Source organism: Enterococcus sp. DIV0294 (assembly GCF_050558155.1).
Classification (GTDB): domain Bacteria; phylum Bacillota; class Bacilli; order Lactobacillales; family Enterococcaceae; genus Enterococcus; species Enterococcus faecalis.
Genome location: NZ_CP187889.1, coordinates 166,133 through 183,129 on the forward strand (window position 1 = coordinate 166,133; position 16,997 = coordinate 183,129).

The window sequence follows — 16,997 nt, forward strand, 5'->3', positions numbered from 1 at the left end:
TCTGGTCTTTTTTTGTTTAGAAATTGGCTGGCTAAAAAATAAGCCAATTGGCTGTTTTAGCAGACTTGTTTCTTCCGTATACTTGGATAAAAAGGTTAGGTGATTTAATGGAAAAAGTATTGACGATTGCAGGCTCCGATTCAACTGGAGGGGCAGGGATTCAAGCAGATTTAAAAACATTTGAAGAGTATGGAGTTTTTGGATTTTCAAGTTTAACCTCGATTGTGACGATGGATCCTACGACAGGTTGGTCACATGAAGTAACTGAATTGCCAGAAACGCTCTTAGAAAAACAATTGATTTCGGTTTTTGCAGGCGGTCCAGTAGCGGCTTTGAAAACAGGGATGATGGGTAATGAACAAAATATTAAAATGGCTAGTAAGTACATTAAACAAGAAAAAATTCAAAAAGTCGTGATTGACCCAGTCATTGCTTGTAAGGGAACGGCACAAATTCTACAACCCAAAAGTGTGGAAGGCCTAAAAAACGATTTACTGCCATTAGCATTAGTGGCCACGCCTAATTTAATTGAAGCGGGCATCTTATCTGGTTTAGGCGAAATTTCTTCCGTGGCGGAGATGGAAGAAGCGGCAAAACGAATTGTACAAATGGGAGCCAAGCATGTCGTGGTTAAAGGGGGACATCGCTTAGCTGGTGAAAAAGCACTGGACTTGTTTTACGATGGTCACACCGCGCATCTTTTGGAAAATGAATTATATCCTACTGATTATAATCATGGTGCAGGTTGTACTTTTTCAGCGGCAATCACAGCTGGCTTGGCGAAAGGTTATTCGGTGTTAGAAGCAGTAACTTTAGCAAAAAAATTTGTAGCAGCGGCGATTAAACACGGTATTCAAGTTAATCCTTATGTGGGGCACGTATGGCATGGCGCATACACTCATGCGGAACAACGGATGTGTAAGAAAGCATAATATTTAAAACTAGAGGAGTCTGTCAAGGACTGGCTCTAGTTTTTTTGTGATAAAGAATAACAATAGTAGGTATTGCGTTAAAAGAATGTTCAAATTTTTAAAAGAGGAGTAGAATAGAACTGTAATTGCAAAAAAAGAAGCGGAACATAGAAGGGGTGTTAACTTTTCTGTGCTTCAGTTTAGAACGGACTGTGGTGTTTGTTTTGACGAACTACCGGAAAGCGACTTCTTTTTGTTTTGGCTTCAAATGGTATTTAATGGAGGGAATGCAATGTTAGAAAAAGAAACGTACAGTCAACTGTTTAAATGGTCTTTTTCAAAAAAGACACAAGTCACATACTGGGATGGTACCGTCAAAGAGTATGGGCAAGGGTCGGGGGATCCGGTTTTTAAAATTGTATTCAATGAAAAAATTCCTGTGAAGGATTTACTGAATAACGCTTCGTTAACTTTAGGGGAAGCCTACATGGATCGCAAAATTGAAATCGAAGGCGATATCCAAGCACTGATTTATGATGTGTATAACCAAAAGGATAGCTTTTTACACAATGCTAAATTTATTAAATGGCTTCCTAAAGAAAGTCATTCAAAAAAACGCTCGCAAGAGGATATTCACAGCCATTACGATCTAGGAAATGATTTTTACAAAAAATGGCTTGACCAAACAATGACGTATTCATGTGCTTATTTTAAAACGCCTGAAGATACATTAGAACAAGCGCAAGTGAATAAAGTTCATCATATTTTAGATAAATTGTTTATCAAAGAGGGCGACACTTTACTGGATATTGGCTGCGGCTGGGGCACGTTAATTTTAACTGCGGTGAAAGAATACGGAGCCAAAGCAACTGGGATTACATTAAGTGAAGAGCAATTTCATCATATTCGCCATATTATAGAAAAAGAAGGCCTACAAGATCGAATGACTGTCAAGTTGATGGATTATCGTGATTTAAAAGGAGAGTCTTTTGACCATATTACGAGTGTCGGGATGTTTGAACATGTCGGTGCAGAAAATCTACATGAATATTTTGACGTCGTTCAACGAAATTTAGCGCCTAAAGGTACGGCGTTGATTCATGGGATCAGTCGCCAACAAGGTGGGGCTAAAAATGCTTGGATTAATCGTTATATTTTCCCAGGTGGCTATATTCCTGGTGTCACTGAGCTAGTCGGCCATATGACAGAAAACGACTTGCAAGTGATCGACTTGGAAAGTTTGCGCAGAGATTATCAATTGACGTTGGAACATTGGACAAAAAACTTCCATAATATAGAAGCAGAAATTGTTGACGAAAAAGGCGAGCGCTTCTATCGAATGTGGGACTTATATTTGCAAGCATGTGCAGCCTCATTCCAAGCAAGCAATATTGATGTTATTCAATATTTATTGGTTCATCCAGATAACAATGATATTCCAATGCGCCGGATTGGTTAATAGAATAAAAAAGAAAGAATTTGAGATTCTGGTAAAAAAAGAATCTCAAATTCTTTTTTTATAAAAATAGAATGAAAAGAATTGAAAAACAAAACAAATGCTTTTCAAAACAAGAAAAAATTCTTTCAAAAAAACGCAGAAAATCCTTGCTAACACTATCCTTTCATAGTATAATCAAAAAGGTGCTGTTTACAGGAGTGTAAAAAGCATTGGTAGATCAACGATTTGATTTGCCGGCTGTGAAGCGAGAGGTTGCGACACGCTCGGACGCTTTGCCATGAACGAGCATGCCGGATAAATTTTCGTGGAGCTATGTCTACTTTTAAAATAGGCGAAGGAGGGAACAAGATGGCAAAACAAAAAATTCGTATCCGTTTAAAAGCGTATGAACACCGTATTTTAGATCAATCAGCGGATAAAATTGTGGAAACAGCAAAAAGAACTGGAGCTGACGTATCAGGTCCGATTCCATTACCAACAGAACGCTCACTTTACACAGTTATTCGTGCGACTCATAAATACAAAGATTCTCGCGAACAATTCGAAATGCGTACTCACAAACGTCTAATTGACATTGTGAACCCAACACCAAAAACAGTTGACGCTCTAATGAAGCTTGACTTACCGTCTGGTGTTAATATTGAAATCAAACTATAAAATTAAGATGGAGGTGTACTCATGACCAAAGGAATCTTAGGGAAAAAAGTGGGAATGACACAAATCTTTACTGAGTCTGGTGAATTAATTCCAGTAACAGTAGTTGAAGCTACGCCAAACGTAGTTTTACAAGTAAAAACTGTTGAAACTGACGGATACGAAGCTATCCAAGTTGGTTACCAAGACAAACGTGAAGTTTTATCAAACAAACCTGCGAAAGGTCATGTTGCAAAAGCAAACACGGCTCCTAAGCGCTTCATTAAAGAATTCAAGAATGTTGAGCTAGGAGAATATGAAGTAGGTAAAGAAATCAAAGTAGATGTTTTCCAAGCAGGAGACGTTGTTGATGTTACAGGTACTACGAAAGGTAAAGGATTCCAAGGGGCAATCAAACGTCACGGCCAAAGCCGCGGACCTATGTCTCATGGTTCTCGTTATCACCGTCGTCCTGGGTCAATGGGTCCAGTAGCGCCTAACCGTGTATTTAAAAATAAACGACTAGCCGGCCGTATGGGTGGCGACCGCGTAACAATTCAAAACCTTGAAGTTGTTAAAGTGGACGTAGAAAGAAATGTTATCTTAATCAAAGGAAACATTCCTGGAGCGAAAAAATCTTTAATCACAATCAAATCAGCTGTGAAAGCTAAATAAGTGTAGGGAAAGGAGGAACTAAGGAATGCCGAATGTAGCATTATTCAAACAAGATGGAACTCAAAACGGTGAAATCACTTTAAATGAAGAAATCTTCGGAATCGAACCTAATGAAAGTGTTGTCTATGATGCAATCATCATGCAACGTGCTTCATTAAGACAAGGAACACACGCAGTTAAAAACCGTAGCGCTGTTCGTGGCGGTGGCCGCAAACCATGGCGTCAAAAAGGAACTGGTCGTGCTCGTCAAGGTTCAATCCGTTCACCACAATGGCGTGGAGGTGGCGTAGTCTTTGGACCAACACCGCGTTCATACAGCTACAAACTTCCTAAAAAAGTTCGTCGCTTAGCAATGAAATCTGTATTATCAGACAAAGTTGCTGAAAATAACTTGGTAGCAGTAGAAGGTTTAAGCTTCGATGCACCAAAAACAAAAGAATTCAAACAAGTTCTTGCTAACTTGTCTATCGATACTAAAGTATTAGTTGTTTTAGAAAATGGTAACGACTTTGCAGCTTTATCAGCTCGTAACTTACCAAACGTTTCTGTAGTAACTTCTGATAACGTTAGTGTGTTAGATGTTGTGTCAGCTAACAAAGTCTTGGCAACACAAACAGCTCTTACTCAAATTGAGGAGGTGCTTGCATAATGGAATTACTAGACGTAATCAAACGCCCAGTGATCACTGAAAAATCCATGTTAGCTATGGACGAAAAGAAATATACTTTCGAAGTGGACACTCGCGCAAACAAAACTTTAGTAAAACAAGCTGTTGAATCAGCATTCGATGTTAAAGTAGCAAACGTAAACATCTTAAACGTGCGTCCAAAATTCAAACGCATGGGTAAATATGCAGGTTATACAAAAAAACGTCGCAAAGCGATCGTTACATTAACTGAAGATTCAAAAGAAATTCAATTATTCGAAGCTGCTGAATAAGCAGTCCTGAACAATATCAACGTAGGAGGGAAATAAGACGTGGCGATTAAAAAGTACAAACCTACCACAAATGGCCGTCGTAACATGACAAGTTCTGATTTCGCTGAAATCACAACTTCAACACCAGAAAAATCATTGTTACAGCCATTAAAAAACAATGCCGGTCGTAACAACAACGGTCGCATTACGGTTCGTCACCAAGGTGGCGGTCACAAACGTCAATACCGTGTGATTGACTTCAAACGTAATAAAGATAACGTCGCAGCGGTTGTTAAAACGATCGAGTACGATCCAAACCGTTCTGCTAACATCGCGTTAGTTCATTACGAAGACGGGGTTAAGGCATACATCTTAGCACCAAAAGGATTAGAAGTAGGCATGCGCCTAGTATCTGGTCCAGAAGCAGATATTAAAGTAGGTAACGCATTACCATTGGAAAACATTCCAGTTGGTACAGTTATCCACAACATTGAAATGAAACCTGGTAAAGGTGGACAATTAATCCGTTCAGCTGGAACAAGCGCGCAAGTACTTGGTAAAGAAGGCAAATACGTATTAATCCGCTTAAACTCTGGCGAAGTTCGTATGATCTTAGCAACTTGCCGTGCAACAATCGGTTCAGTTGGTAACGAACAACACGAATTAATCAACATTGGTAAAGCTGGCCGCTCTCGTTGGATGCGTAAACGCCCAACTGTTCGTGGTAGCGTAATGAACCCTAACGATCACCCACACGGTGGTGGTGAAGGTAAAACACCAATTGGACGTAAAGCGCCAGTATCTCCATGGGGTCAACCAGCAATTGGATACAAAACACGTAATAAAAAAGCTAAATCAGACAAACTTATCGTTCGTCGTCGTACTAAATAATTTTTTTGACCATGTGTCGTACATTTTGAGAGGAGGTTCACCATGGGTCGTAGTTTAAAAAAAGGACCTTTCGTCGATGATCATTTGATGAAAAAGGTCGAAGCACAACAAGGTGCCGAAAAGAAAAAAGTAATTAAAACTTGGTCTCGCCGCTCTACAATTTTTCCATCATTCGTAGGTTTCACAATCGCTGTATATGATGGACGGAAACATGTCCCTGTTTACATTCAAGAAGACATGGTAGGACATAAATTAGGTGAATTTGCACCAACTAGAACTTATCGTGGCCACGTTGCTGACGATAAAAAAACTAAACGCTAATTTTGAGGGGAGGATATGCAAATGTCAGAACAAATTACATCAGCTAAAGCAACTGCAAAAACAGTTCGCACTTCACCTCGTAAAGCACGTTTAGTAATCGATCTTATCAGAGGGAAAAGCGTTGCGGATGCAATTTCAATCTTGAAATTCACACCGAACAAGTCTGCTGGAATCATTGAAAAAGTTTTAATGTCAGCAGTTGCTAACGCAGAAAACAACTTTGACTTAGACGTTGAAAGCTTAGTCGTATCTGAAGCATTTGTTAACGAAGGACCAACAATGAAACGTTTCCGTCCTCGTGCAAAAGGTTCAGCTTCACCAATCAACAAACGTACTAGTCACATCACAGTAGTTGTAACAGAGAAATAAGTCTCATGAAATAGGCTGTTTTCTTTATGAAAACAGAGCTTAAACATTTAAGAGGAGGGACAATCAGTGGGTCAAAAAGTACATCCAATTGGAATGCGTGTAGGCATCATCCGCGACTGGGATGCGAAATGGTATGCTGAAAAAGAGTATGCTGAATTCTTACACGAAGATTTAAGAATCCGTAAATTTATCGCAACAAAACTTGCTGATGCTGCTGTATCTACAATTGAAATCGAACGCGCTGCAAACCGTGTTAACATTTCAATTCACACAGCTAAACCAGGTATGGTTATCGGTAAAGGCGGATCTGAAGTCGAAAACCTAAGAAAAGAATTAAACAAATTAACTGGCAAACGAGTTCACATCAACATCGTTGAAATCAAAAAACCAGATTTAGATGCAAAATTAGTAGGCGAAGGAATTGCACGTCAATTAGAAAACCGTGTTGCTTTCCGTCGTGCTCAAAAACAAGCCATCCAACGCGCAATGCGTGCTGGCGCTAAAGGAATCAAAACTCAAGTATCAGGTCGTCTAAACGGTGCGGATATCGCTCGTTCAGAAGGATACTCTGAAGGAACTGTACCACTTCACACATTACGTGCGGACATTGATTACGCATGGGAAGAAGCGGACACTACTTACGGAAAACTAGGAGTTAAAGTGTGGATCTATCGTGGAGAAATTCTTCCAACGAAAAAAAACACTGAGAAAGGAGGGAAATAATCATGTTAGTACCTAAACGTGTAAAACACCGTCGTGAATTCCGCGGAAAAATGCGCGGTGAAGCTAAAGGCGGAAAAGAAGTAGCATTTGGTGAATGGGGTTTACAAGCAACTGAATCTCACTGGATTACTAACCGTCAAATCGAAGCAGCCCGTATTGCAATGACTCGTTACATGAAACGTGGCGGGAAAGTATGGATTAAAATTTTCCCTCACAAGTCTTACACAAGTAAAGCTATCGGCGTACGTATGGGTAAAGGTAAAGGGGCACCAGAAGGCTGGGTATCACCAGTTAAACGTGGTAAAATCATGTTTGAAATCGCAGGCGTTCCTGAAGAAGTAGCTCGTGAAGCTCTTCGTCTTGCATCTCACAAATTGCCGGTAAAAACTAAGATCGTAAAACGTGAGGAAATGGGTGGTGAATCGAATGAAGGTTAAAGAAATCAGAGAATTAACCACTGCCGAAATGCTAGATAAAGAAAAACAATTAAAAGAAGAATTGTTCAACTTAAGATTCCAATTAGCAACAGGTCAATTAGAAAACACTGCACGTATTAAAGAAGTACGTCAATCGATTGCACGCATCAAAACAGTATTGCGTGAACAAGCTAACTAATAGTGGAAGGAGGCCAAACGCGTATGACTGAAGAAAGAAATCAACGTAAAGTTTACCAAGGTCGCGTGGTATCAGACAAAATGGATAAAACAATCACAGTTGTCGTTGAAACAAAGAAAAACCACCCTATCTATGGCAAACGTATGAAATATTCTAAAAAATATAAAGCGCATGATGAAAACAACACAGCGAAAGTTGGAGACATCGTAAAAATCATGGAAACTCGTCCATTATCAGCTACAAAACGTTTCCGTTTACTAGAGGTAGTCGAAGAAGCAGTTATTATCTAATAAAACGAGAATTTCCTAATAGATTGAAGCACAAAATCTGAAAGGGGGATACACATCGTGATCCAACAAGAAAGTCGTTTAAGAGTCGCTGACAATTCTGGCGCACGTGAAATTTTAACGATCAAAGTCCTAGGCGGATCTGGTCGTAAAACTGCTAACATCGGTGACGTTATTGTTGCTACTGTCAAACAAGCAACGCCAGGTGGGGTTGTTAAAAAAGGTGAAGTAGTTAAAGCCGTTATCGTTCGTACAAAATCTGGCGCTCGTCGTGCTGACGGTTCTTACATCAAATTTGATGAAAATGCTGCGGTAATTATCCGTGACGATAAAAGCCCACGCGGAACACGTATCTTCGGACCAGTTGCACGTGAATTACGTGAAAACAACTTCATGAAGATCGTTTCTCTAGCACCAGAAGTATTATAATCTCGAGCCCACGTTAAAGGAGGTGCGAAACAGTAATGTTTGTTAAAAAAGGCGATAAAGTAAAAGTTATCACTGGTAAAGATAAAAACAAAGAAGGCGTTGTCTTAGCAGCGTTTCCTAAACAAGATAAAGTTATCGTTGAAGGTGTCAACGTCGTTAAAAAACACCAAAAACCAAACCAAGCAGCCCCACAAGGTGGAATCCTTGAAGTGGAAGCGCCAATTCATGTTTCTAATGTAATGGTGATTGATCCTTCAAACGGAGAAGCTACTAAAGTTGCGTTTAAAGAAGTCGACGGCAAAAAAGTCCGCGTTTCTAAAAAAACAGGTGAAGTTTTAGATAAATAAAAATTGCGGAAGGAGGGCTTACTGAATGAACCGCCTGAAAGAAAAATATATTAAAGAAGTAACACCATCATTGGTGGAAAAATTTAATTACAGCTCAGTTATGCAAACACCTAAAGTTGATAAAATCGTTATCAACATGGGTGTGGGTGATGCAGTATCAAATGCTAAAAACTTAGACAAAGCTGTTGAAGAATTAGCATTAATCACTGGTCAAAAACCACTTATCACAAAAGCTAAAAAATCTATCGCTGGATTCCGTTTACGTGAAGGAATGCCAATCGGTGCGAAAGTAACGCTACGCGGCGAAAGAATGTACGAATTTTTAGATAAATTAGTAACAGTTTCTTTACCTCGTGTACGTGACTTCCACGGTGTCAGCAAAAAAGCTTTCGATGGTCGTGGTAACTATACTTTAGGTATTAAAGAACAATTAATCTTCCCAGAAGTTGATTATGATTTAGTAGATAAAGTACGCGGTATGGACATCGTAATTGTTACAACAGCGAACACTGACGAAGAGTCTCGCGAATTGTTGGCACAATTAGGTATGCCATTCCAAAAATAATATAAGGAGGCGAACTACGTGGCTAAAAAATCAATGATTGCTAAAAACAAACGTCCTGCTAAACATTCAACACAAGCTTATACTCGTTGTGAACGTTGTGGACGTCCACATTCAGTTTATCGTAAATTTCATCTTTGCCGTATTTGCTTCCGCGAACTTGCCTATAAAGGTCAAATTCCCGGCGTGAAGAAAGCTAGCTGGTAAACAAGTAAACTCGCATAAAGGAGGTAAATAGTTCAATGGTCATGACAGATCCAATTGCAGATTTTCTAACTCGCATTCGTAATGCGAACATGGTTAAACATGAAACTTTAGAAGTACCTGCTTCAAAAATCAAACGTGATATCGCAGAAATCCTGAAACGTGAAGGATTTATCCGCGACGTAGAATACATCGAAGATGACAAACAAGGCGTAATCCGTGTTTTCCTAAAATATGGTAAAAACGAAGAACGTGTTATCACAAACTTAAAACGTATTTCTAAACCAGGTTTACGTGCATACGTAAAAGCTGACGAAGTACCAAAAGTATTAAACGGTCTAGGAATTGCAATCATCTCTACATCAGAGGGTGTAATTACTGACAAAGAAGCTAGAGCGAAAAATATCGGCGGCGAAGTAATCGCCTACGTATGGTAATTCTAAAAAATACACAAGGAGGTGTCTCTAAGTGAGCCGTATTGGTAATAAAGTTGTTGTTCTTCCTGCTGGTGTTGAAATCAAGCAAGACGGAAACAACATTACAGTTAAAGGACCTAAAGGTGAATTAACACGCGAATTTTCTTCTGATATCAAAATGAACATCGAAGGAAACGAAGTGACATTCACTCGTCCAAACGATTCAAAAGAAATGAAAACAATCCACGGAACAACTCGTGCAAACTTCAACAACATGGTTGTTGGTGTTTCTGAAGGTTTCCAAAAAGCACTTGAACTTATCGGGGTCGGATACCGTGCCCAAGTACAAGGCAACAAATTAACTTTAAACGTTGGTTATTCTCATCCTGTCGAAATGACAGCACCAGAAGGCGTAACATTTGAAGTACCTGCGAACACACAAGTTATCGTTAAAGGCATCAACAAAGAAGTTGTTGGTGAATTAGCTGCTAACATCCGTGGCGTTCGTCCTCCAGAACCTTATAAAGGCAAAGGGATTCGCTATGTTGGTGAATTTGTACGCCGTAAAGAAGGTAAAACTGGTAAATAATAACAGCTGTGTAGAAAACAGAAGTCAACAACAAGCAACTGTCATTTTATGGGATTTTTCCAATAAAATGCTTTTGTCTTGTCTGCCAGCTTCTCTTTTCCGTAATCTGCTGACTGCTTGAAATATTAGTAGTAAACATTAAATCAAAGAGGTGAAAATTGTGATTACAAAACCAGATAAAAACAAAACACGTCAAAAGAGACATCGTCGTGTACGTAACAAAATCTCTGGTACTGCTGAGTGCCCACGCTTGAACATTTTCCGTTCTAACAAAAACATCTACGCGCAAGTCATTGATGACGTAGCGGGTGTGACGCTAGCAAGTGCCTCTGCCTTGGATAAAGAAATTTCAGGTGGAACAAAAACAGAAACAGCTGCAGCTGTTGGTAAACTAGTTGCTGAACGTGCCGCTGAAAAAGGCATCAAAAAAGTAGTCTTCGACCGTGGTGGATACCTTTACCATGGCCGCGTGCAAGCTTTAGCTGAAGCTGCTCGTGAAAATGGACTAGAATTTTAGGAGAAGGAGGAACACCATTCATGGTTTATATTGATCCAAAACATTTGGAATTAGAAGACCGCGTTGTAGCGATCAACCGTGTAACAAAAGTTGTTAAAGGTGGACGTCGTTTACGTTTCGCAGCTTTAGTTGTTGTCGGTGACAAAAACGGACACGTTGGTTTCGGTACTGGTAAAGCACAAGAAGTACCTGAAGCTATCCGTAAAGCAATCGAAGACGCGAAGAAAAACTTAGTTGAAGTGCCTATGGTTGGTTCTACTATCCCGCACGAAGTAATTGGCGTATTCGGTGGCGGCCGTATCCTTATGAAACCTGCAGTAGAAGGTTCTGGGGTAGCTGCTGGTGGACCAGTTCGTGCCGTATTGGAATTAGCTGGTGTAGCAGATATTACATCTAAATCACTAGGTTCAAACACACCTATTAACGTTGTTCGCGCAACTGTTGAAGGTCTAAAACAATTAAAACGTGCCGAAGAAGTGGCAGCACTTCGCGGTAAATCTGTAGAAGAAATTATCGGTTAAGGAGGACAAAAATAATGGCTGAATTAAAAATTACTTTAAAACGCAGTGTTATCGGACGTCCTCAAAACCAACGTGCTACAGTTAAAGCGTTAGGTTTAGGTAAAGTGAATAGTACTGTTACAAAACCTGCCAATGAAGCAATCAAAGGTATGGTTAACACTATTTCACATTTAGTGGACGTAGAAGAAGTTTAAGATTTATAGATTTGTAATAGAAGATTGCTTAAGGAGGTGCCAAACCTATGAAACTTCATGAATTAAAACCTGCTGAGGGCTCACGCCAAGTACGTAACCGTGTTGGACGTGGTACTTCATCTGGTAATGGTAAAACAGCTGGCCGTGGACAAAAAGGGCAAAAAGCCCGTTCAGGCGGTGGTGTTCGTTTAGGATTTGAAGGGGGTCAAACTCCATTATTCCGTCGTTTACCAAAACGTGGGTTTACAAACATTAATCGTAAAGATTACGCTGTTGTGAACTTAGATACTTTAAACCGTTTTGAAGATGGAACAGAAGTAACTCCTGTTGTCCTAAAAGAAGCAGGAATCGTTAAAAACGAAAAAGCGGGAATCAAAGTTCTTGCAGATGGTGAGTTAACGAAAAAATTAACTGTGAAAGCAGCTAAATTCTCGAAATCAGCACAAGAAGCTATCGAAGCTGCTGGTGGTTCAATCGAGGTGATCTAATTGTTCAAGCTATTAAAGAACGCCTTTAAAGTCAAAGACATTAGATCAAAAATCTTATTTACAGTTTTAATCTTGTTTGTATTTCGCCTAGGTGCGCACATTACTGTGCCCGGGGTGAATGCAAAGGGATTGTCTGATTTAAGTAGCTTACCCTTTTTGAATATGTTGAATATGGTGAGTGGTAGTGCCATGCAAAACTTCTCTATCTTCTCGATGGGGGTTTCGCCATACATTACAGCCTCTATTATTATTCAACTATTGCAAATGGATATTGTGCCTAGATTTGTAGAATGGTCAAAACAAGGGGAAGTAGGGCGTAAGAAATTAAATCAAGCAACAAGATATCTAACGATTGTCTTGGGTGTGGCTCAGTCAATGGGGATCACTGCTGGTTTTAATAGCTTAAGTCAAACTGGGATTGTAAACAATCCAACCTTAGGTACCTTTGTGATGATTGCGGTTATTTTAACTGCTGGGACGATGTTTGTGACTTGGATGGGTGAACAAATTACAGAAAAAGGAATCGGAAATGGTGTTTCAATGATTATCTTTGCCGGGATTATTTCTCGTTTGCCAGGAGCAGTCAAAGAAATCTATGAAGATTACTTCGTCAATATCGAGTCTTCTCGTATTTGGCAATCTGTTATTTTCATTGCAATCTTAGTTATTGCTATTTTGGTGATTGTTACAGTCGTAACGTTCTTCCAACAAGCAGAACGTAAGATTCCAATCCAATATACAAAACGTGTTTCTGGTGCACCAACAAGTAGTTATTTACCGTTAAAAGTAAACGCTGCTGGGGTTATTCCAGTTATCTTTGCCAGCTCGTTAATTGCAACACCAAATGCCATTTTACAAGCTTTCTCATCAAAATTCGCTGGTGAAAATTGGTATGACATTATGACAAAAATCTTCAGTTATAACACAGTTCCAGGGGCAATCATCTATACTGTCCTAATCGTTGCGTTTACGTTCTTCTATGCATTTGTTCAAGTAAACCCTGAGAAATTAGCGGAAAACTTACAAAAACAAGGAAGCTACATTCCAAGCGTGCGGCCAGGTAAAGGTACAGAAGAATATGTATCTGGCGTGTTAATGAGATTAAGTGTTGTCGGCTCAATTTTCCTAGGACTTGTTGCTTTACTTCCAATCATTGCGCAAATGGTTTGGAACTTACCTCAATCAATCGGTTTAGGTGGAACAAGTTTACTAATCGTTATCGGGGTTGCATTAGAAACAACGAAACAATTAGAAGGATTAATGATGAAACGTCAATATGTCGGCTTTATCAATAAGTAAGAATCGAGTGTTGAGGTTTTACCTCAGCACCATTCTCACATATGGCTAGCTTCATAAGCCGGTCTTTAAAATTAGGAGGAGAATATATGAACCTCATTTTAATGGGATTACCTGGAGCAGGTAAAGGCACCCAAGCAGAAAAAATCATTGATACGTATGGCATTCCACATATTTCTACTGGAGATATGTTCCGTGCAGCAATGAAAAATGAAACTGCCTTGGGCCTAGAAGCGAAATCTTATATCGATAAAGGTGAACTGGTTCCTGACGAAGTAACAAACGGAATTGTTAAAGAACGCCTTGCTGAACCAGATACAGACAAAGGATTCCTATTAGATGGTTTCCCACGTACACTGGATCAAGCAAAAGCATTAGATACAATGCTTAAAGAATTAAACAAAAAAATTGATGCTGTCATTGACATCCATGTAGAAGAAGATGTATTAATCGAGCGTTTAGCTGGACGATTCATCTGTCGCACATGTGGCGCAACGTATCATAAATTATTCAACCCGCCAAAAGTTGAAGGCACTTGTGATCGCTGTGGCGGACATGAATTCTACCAAAGAGAAGATGATAAGCCCGAAACGGTTAAAAATCGTTTGGCAGTCAACATTGAAAGTAGCGCACCAATCTTAGCTTTCTATAAAGAACAAGGCTTGATGCATACAATCGATGGCAATCGCGAAATCGATACTGTTTTTTCTGATGTGAAAAAAATCATTGACGAAAACTAATTTCCAATTGCCCGCAGTTTAACCCTGTTGTTGTATTCAGTTTCTCTTGCCAAAACATAACTAAATATGGTAGAATATATCAGTCCGACTTCTACAGTTTTGTGACATCAAAATGAATAACGAAGTTAGTTGAGAATTTCTAGGTGGGAGCTGGAGTTTCCGCCGTTTTATCGTGTGAAAACGCGAAACAAGTACAAGGAGGTACTGTGCGTGGCAAAAGAAGATATGATTGAAGTCGAAGGTACAGTCGTCGAAACTTTGCCGAATGCAATGTTTAAAGTCGAACTAGAAAATGGACACCAAGTTCTTGCTACTGTTTCAGGTAAAATCCGTATGCACTACATCCGTATCTTACCTGGTGACAAAGTAACAGTTGAATTATCACCGTATGATTTAACGCGTGGCCGTATTACTTATCGCTTTAAATAATTGTACTCCGTAAAACCACAGGAGGTATTATCATGAAAGTAAGACCATCAGTAAAACCAATGTGTGAACATTGTAAAGTAATTCGCCGTAAAGGACGTGTTATGGTTATTTGCCCAGCAAATCCAAAACATAAACAACGTCAAGGATAATTAGGAGGTGTAACGAATAATGGCTCGTATTGCAGGAGTAGACATCCCTCGTGACAAACGTGTAGTAGTTTCTCTTACTTACATTTATGGTATTGGTAACACTACAGCTAAAAAAGTTTTAGCAAACGTTGGCGTATCTGAAGATGTTCGTGTACGTGATTTAACAAACGAACAAACAGATGCGATTCGTGCGGAAATTGATAAGTTAAAAGTTGAAGGGGATCTTCGTCGTGAAGTGAACTTAAACATCAAACGCTTGATGGAAATCGGTTCATACCGTGGAATCCGTCACCGTCGTGGATTACCAACTCGTGGACAAAACACGAAAAATAATGCACGTACTCGTAAAGGCCCTACTAAAACAGTAGCAGGCAAGAAAAAATAATTCCTAAGTGAAGGAGGTTAGAACTTCATGGCAGCAAAAAAAGTTAGTCGTAAACGCCGTGTCAAAAAGAATATAGAATCAGGTGTAGCACATATCCATTCTACATTCAACAATACAATCGTAATGATTACTGATACACATGGTAATGCATTAGCATGGTCATCAGCAGGATCATTAGGCTTTAAAGGAAGCAAAAAATCAACTCCTTTTGCCGCTCAAATGGCTGCAGAAGCCGCAACTAAAGTGGCAATGGAACATGGACTTAAAACTGTAGACGTAACAGTTAAAGGACCTGGTTCTGGACGTGAAGCAGCAATTCGTTCATTACAAGCAACAGGTTTAGAAGTGACTGCAATTCGTGACGTGACTCCAGTTCCTCATAATGGATGCCGCCCTCCAAAACGCCGTCGTGTTTAATGAGCGCCACTCATTCTGAGTTTGAATTAGGAACGTCATTGAACAAGACACTTTTCGTTTTGAAAGGGGTATAGATAAGAATGATTGAATTTGAAAAACCAAGAATCGAAAAAATTGATGAAAATAGAGATTATGGTAAGTTCGTCGTTGAACCATTAGAACGCGGTTACGGAACTACTTTAGGTAACTCTCTACGTCGTATTTTATTGTCTTCTTTACCAGGAGCTGCAATTACGAATATTCAAATCGATGGTGTTTTACACGAATTCTCAACCATTCCAGGTGTACGAGAAGACGTAACACAAATTATTTTGAATATTAAAGGCTTAGCATTGAAATTATATGCTGAAGAAGAGAAAACCCTTGAGATCGATATTACAGGACCCGCTACCGTGACTGCCGGCGATATTATCGTAGACAGTGATGTTGAGATCCTAAATAAAGATTTAGTTATCTGTAGTGTTGCTGAAGGAGCTACTTTCCATGCTCGCTTAACAGTGAAACCTGGTCGTGGCTATGTTCAAGCAGACGAAAACAAAAAAGAAGATATGCCAATCGGTGTACTTCCAGTTGATTCCATCTACACACCCGTTCGTCGTGTTAACTACCAAGTAGAAAATACACGTGTTGGTCGTCGTGATGATTTCGACAAATTAACAATGGAAATATGGACAGATGGTTCAATCATTCCTCAAGAAGCACTAAGTTTAGCTGCGAAAATCATGACTGAGCATTTAGATATCTTTGTAAACCTTACTGACGAAGCGAAAAACGCTGAAATCATGGTGGAAAAAGAAGAAACTCAAAAAGAGAAAATGCTAGAAATGACGATTGAAGAACTTGATTTATCAGTTCGTTCATATAACTGTTTAAAACGTGCAGGCATTAATACTGTACAAGAACTTACAAACAAATCTGAACCAGAAATGATCAAAGTACGTAATTTAGGTCGTAAATCTCTTGAAGAAGTAAAACTTAAATTGCATGATCTAGGATTAGGATTACGTAAGGACGATTAAGACTTTTACGAAGTTTCCAGTCCTGCTTAACAGCAGTGGCTCGTGAGAACAGAAACGAAGGAGGGAACCCAACGTGAGTTACCGTAAATTAGGACGCACATCAAGCCAACGTAAAGCTATGCTACGTGATATTACAACTGATTTAATCATCAACGAACGCATCGTAACTACTGAAGCTCGTGCGAAAGAAGTACGTTCAACTGTAGAAAAAATGATTACTTTAGGTAAACGTGGAGATCTTCATGCACGTCGTCAAGCAGCTACTTTCGTTCGTAATGAAGTTGCTAGTGTTCGTGAAGAAGATGAGTCTATCGTTGTTGAATCAGCTTTACAAAAGCTATTTAACGATTTAGGACCTCGTTTCGCGGAACGCCAAGGTGGTTACACTCGTATCTTGAAGACAGAACCAAGACGCGGCGATGCAGCACCAATGGTAGTTATCGAATTTGTTAAATAATTAATAAACCGATCACTTTATAGATGTTTCTTTTAG

General features: G+C 39.5%; 31 protein-coding genes. All 31 read left to right on the forward strand.

The window, feature by feature from the left end:
- The first annotated feature begins 107 nt into the window (after positions 1–107).
- Positions 108–932, forward strand: a complete 825-nt coding sequence (gene thiD, locus IGJ20_RS00755) for a bifunctional hydroxymethylpyrimidine kinase/phosphomethylpyrimidine kinase (RefSeq protein WP_010713619.1) — start codon at positions 108–110, stop codon at positions 930–932.
- Positions 933–1,203: 271 nt separating this feature from the next.
- Positions 1,204–2,370: an SAM-dependent methyltransferase gene (locus IGJ20_RS00760; RefSeq protein ID WP_002391607.1), complete on the forward strand. Its 1,167-nt coding sequence runs from the start codon at positions 1,204–1,206 to the stop codon at positions 2,368–2,370.
- A gap of 348 nt (positions 2,371–2,718) precedes the next feature.
- The gene (rpsJ, locus tag IGJ20_RS00765) at positions 2,719–3,027 is read left to right on the forward strand and encodes a 30S ribosomal protein S10 (RefSeq protein WP_002389727.1); all 309 of its coding nucleotides are present in this window, start codon (positions 2,719–2,721) and stop codon (positions 3,025–3,027) included.
- Between the two features lie 21 nt (positions 3,028–3,048).
- Positions 3,049–3,678, forward strand: coding sequence for a 50S ribosomal protein L3 (rplC, locus tag IGJ20_RS00770; protein WP_002356199.1), 630 nt, complete (start codon positions 3,049–3,051; stop codon positions 3,676–3,678).
- A 25-nt stretch (positions 3,679–3,703) separates the two neighbouring features.
- A complete protein-coding gene (rplD, locus tag IGJ20_RS00775) occupies positions 3,704–4,327 on the forward strand; it encodes a 50S ribosomal protein L4 (RefSeq protein WP_002356200.1) in 624 nt (207 codons plus the stop codon).
- Complete coding sequence (locus IGJ20_RS00780; RefSeq protein WP_002356203.1) at positions 4,327–4,617, forward strand: 50S ribosomal protein L23; 291 nt, start codon at positions 4,327–4,329, stop codon at positions 4,615–4,617. The genes rplD and IGJ20_RS00780 overlap by 1 nt, the downstream gene beginning before the upstream one ends.
- A 39-nt stretch (positions 4,618–4,656) precedes the next feature.
- Entirely contained in the window at positions 4,657–5,487 is an 831-nt protein-coding gene (gene rplB, locus IGJ20_RS00785; RefSeq protein WP_002356204.1) for a 50S ribosomal protein L2, read from the forward strand.
- A 42-nt stretch (positions 5,488–5,529) separates the two neighbouring features.
- Positions 5,530–5,808 carry a 30S ribosomal protein S19 gene (gene rpsS, locus IGJ20_RS00790; RefSeq protein WP_002356205.1) on the forward strand — a complete coding sequence of 93 codons (279 nt, stop codon included), beginning with the start codon at positions 5,530–5,532 and terminating at the stop codon, positions 5,806–5,808.
- A 21-nt stretch (positions 5,809–5,829) separates the two neighbouring features.
- Positions 5,830–6,177 (forward strand): 50S ribosomal protein L22, encoded by a 348-nt coding sequence (gene rplV / locus IGJ20_RS00795; protein WP_002356206.1) that lies wholly within the window; start codon positions 5,830–5,832, stop codon positions 6,175–6,177.
- 66 nt (positions 6,178–6,243) lie between these two features.
- The gene (gene rpsC, locus IGJ20_RS00800; protein ID WP_002356207.1) at positions 6,244–6,900 is read left to right on the forward strand and encodes a 30S ribosomal protein S3; all 657 of its coding nucleotides are present in this window, start codon (positions 6,244–6,246) and stop codon (positions 6,898–6,900) included.
- Positions 6,901–6,902: 2 nt separating this feature from the next.
- The gene (rplP, locus tag IGJ20_RS00805) at positions 6,903–7,337 is read left to right on the forward strand and encodes a 50S ribosomal protein L16 (RefSeq protein WP_002356208.1); all 435 of its coding nucleotides are present in this window, start codon (positions 6,903–6,905) and stop codon (positions 7,335–7,337) included.
- Positions 7,327–7,515 (forward strand): 50S ribosomal protein L29, encoded by a 189-nt coding sequence (rpmC, locus tag IGJ20_RS00810; protein WP_002383858.1) that lies wholly within the window; start codon positions 7,327–7,329, stop codon positions 7,513–7,515. Before rplP ends, rpmC begins: the two co-directional genes overlap by 11 nt.
- A gap of 23 nt (positions 7,516–7,538) precedes the next feature.
- Positions 7,539–7,805: a 30S ribosomal protein S17 gene (rpsQ, locus tag IGJ20_RS00815; protein ID WP_002359348.1), complete on the forward strand. Its 267-nt coding sequence runs from the start codon at positions 7,539–7,541 to the stop codon at positions 7,803–7,805.
- A gap of 57 nt (positions 7,806–7,862) precedes the next feature.
- Positions 7,863–8,231 carry a 50S ribosomal protein L14 gene (gene rplN / locus IGJ20_RS00820; RefSeq protein WP_002356211.1) on the forward strand — a complete coding sequence of 123 codons (369 nt, stop codon included), beginning with the start codon at positions 7,863–7,865 and terminating at the stop codon, positions 8,229–8,231.
- A 35-nt stretch (positions 8,232–8,266) separates the two neighbouring features.
- On the forward strand, positions 8,267–8,578 hold the full coding sequence (gene rplX / locus IGJ20_RS00825) for a 50S ribosomal protein L24 (RefSeq protein ID WP_002356212.1): 312 nt from the start codon (positions 8,267–8,269) through the stop codon (positions 8,576–8,578).
- Between the two features lie 25 nt (positions 8,579–8,603).
- Positions 8,604–9,143 carry a 50S ribosomal protein L5 gene (gene rplE, locus IGJ20_RS00830; RefSeq protein ID WP_002356213.1) on the forward strand — a complete coding sequence of 180 codons (540 nt, stop codon included), beginning with the start codon at positions 8,604–8,606 and terminating at the stop codon, positions 9,141–9,143.
- Positions 9,144–9,161: 18 nt separating this feature from the next.
- On the forward strand, positions 9,162–9,347 hold the full coding sequence (locus IGJ20_RS00835) for a type Z 30S ribosomal protein S14 (protein ID WP_002356214.1): 186 nt from the start codon (positions 9,162–9,164) through the stop codon (positions 9,345–9,347).
- A 35-nt stretch (positions 9,348–9,382) separates the two neighbouring features.
- Positions 9,383–9,781, forward strand: coding sequence for a 30S ribosomal protein S8 (gene rpsH / locus IGJ20_RS00840; RefSeq protein WP_002356215.1), 399 nt, complete (start codon positions 9,383–9,385; stop codon positions 9,779–9,781).
- Positions 9,782–9,812: 31 nt separating this feature from the next.
- Positions 9,813–10,349, forward strand: coding sequence for a 50S ribosomal protein L6 (rplF, locus tag IGJ20_RS00845; RefSeq protein ID WP_002356217.1), 537 nt, complete (start codon positions 9,813–9,815; stop codon positions 10,347–10,349).
- A 160-nt stretch (positions 10,350–10,509) separates the two neighbouring features.
- Positions 10,510–10,866 (forward strand): 50S ribosomal protein L18, encoded by a 357-nt coding sequence (gene rplR, locus IGJ20_RS00850; protein ID WP_002356218.1) that lies wholly within the window; start codon positions 10,510–10,512, stop codon positions 10,864–10,866.
- Positions 10,867–10,886: 20 nt separating this feature from the next.
- Positions 10,887–11,387: a 30S ribosomal protein S5 gene (gene rpsE / locus IGJ20_RS00855; protein ID WP_002356219.1), complete on the forward strand. Its 501-nt coding sequence runs from the start codon at positions 10,887–10,889 to the stop codon at positions 11,385–11,387.
- Positions 11,388–11,401: 14 nt separating this feature from the next.
- Entirely contained in the window at positions 11,402–11,581 is a 180-nt protein-coding gene (gene rpmD, locus IGJ20_RS00860) for a 50S ribosomal protein L30 (RefSeq protein ID WP_002356220.1), read from the forward strand.
- Positions 11,582–11,628: 47 nt separating this feature from the next.
- Complete coding sequence (rplO, locus tag IGJ20_RS00865; RefSeq protein WP_002356221.1) at positions 11,629–12,069, forward strand: 50S ribosomal protein L15; 441 nt, start codon at positions 11,629–11,631, stop codon at positions 12,067–12,069.
- The gene (gene secY, locus IGJ20_RS00870) at positions 12,070–13,368 is read left to right on the forward strand and encodes a preprotein translocase subunit SecY (protein ID WP_002359350.1); all 1,299 of its coding nucleotides are present in this window, start codon (positions 12,070–12,072) and stop codon (positions 13,366–13,368) included.
- Between the two features lie 86 nt (positions 13,369–13,454).
- Positions 13,455–14,105 carry an adenylate kinase gene (locus IGJ20_RS00875; protein WP_002356223.1) on the forward strand — a complete coding sequence of 217 codons (651 nt, stop codon included), beginning with the start codon at positions 13,455–13,457 and terminating at the stop codon, positions 14,103–14,105.
- Between the two features lie 210 nt (positions 14,106–14,315).
- A complete protein-coding gene (gene infA / locus IGJ20_RS00880) occupies positions 14,316–14,534 on the forward strand; it encodes a translation initiation factor IF-1 (RefSeq protein ID WP_002356224.1) in 219 nt (72 codons plus the stop codon).
- A 32-nt stretch (positions 14,535–14,566) separates the two neighbouring features.
- On the forward strand, positions 14,567–14,683 hold the full coding sequence (gene rpmJ, locus IGJ20_RS00885; RefSeq protein ID WP_002288710.1) for a 50S ribosomal protein L36: 117 nt from the start codon (positions 14,567–14,569) through the stop codon (positions 14,681–14,683).
- Positions 14,684–14,702: 19 nt separating this feature from the next.
- Positions 14,703–15,068 (forward strand): 30S ribosomal protein S13, encoded by a 366-nt coding sequence (rpsM, locus tag IGJ20_RS00890; protein ID WP_002356225.1) that lies wholly within the window; start codon positions 14,703–14,705, stop codon positions 15,066–15,068.
- A 27-nt stretch (positions 15,069–15,095) separates the two neighbouring features.
- Positions 15,096–15,485 carry a 30S ribosomal protein S11 gene (rpsK, locus tag IGJ20_RS00895; RefSeq protein ID WP_002356226.1) on the forward strand — a complete coding sequence of 130 codons (390 nt, stop codon included), beginning with the start codon at positions 15,096–15,098 and terminating at the stop codon, positions 15,483–15,485.
- Between the two features lie 80 nt (positions 15,486–15,565).
- A complete protein-coding gene (locus tag IGJ20_RS00900; RefSeq protein WP_002356227.1) occupies positions 15,566–16,504 on the forward strand; it encodes a DNA-directed RNA polymerase subunit alpha in 939 nt (312 codons plus the stop codon).
- Positions 16,505–16,577: 73 nt separating this feature from the next.
- A complete protein-coding gene (gene rplQ / locus IGJ20_RS00905; RefSeq protein ID WP_002356228.1) occupies positions 16,578–16,961 on the forward strand; it encodes a 50S ribosomal protein L17 in 384 nt (127 codons plus the stop codon).
- Positions 16,962–16,997: the final 36 nt, after the last annotated feature.